Source organism: Nostoc sp. CCY 9925 (assembly GCF_963920935.1).
In the GTDB taxonomy this organism is placed as follows: Bacteria; Cyanobacteriota; Cyanobacteriia; order Cyanobacteriales; family Nostocaceae; genus Nostoc.
Genome location: NZ_CAWUDO010000356.1, coordinates 1 through 207 on the forward strand (window position 1 = coordinate 1; position 207 = coordinate 207).

Consider the following 207-nt stretch of genomic DNA (forward strand, 5'->3'; position numbering starts at 1 on the left):
CGGACAGGCCCTGCCCGGTCTGGGTGCTGACGGTCAGACTGTCCAGACCTCTGGTCGCGGTGACTGTGCCGACATCCGCCTTGTTGGCGATCACCAGGTCGCCCGATTGGGCATAGTCGGCGGCGACGCCTTCCGGGTCGCCCGGCGCCCGGACCCACAGTCGCAGGTCCGCCTGTTCGGCCCGCAACCGCGCCCGGCGAACCCCTT

At 71.0% G+C, this 207-nt stretch carries 1 protein-coding gene; it reads right to left on the minus strand.

Annotated features, from left to right (window positions below):
* A partial coding sequence (locus ACM0OY_RS40740; RefSeq protein ID WP_414574356.1) for a hypothetical protein occupies window positions 1-187 on the minus strand: 187 nt, incomplete at its 3' end.
* Between the last annotated feature and the right edge of the window lie 20 nt (window positions 188-207).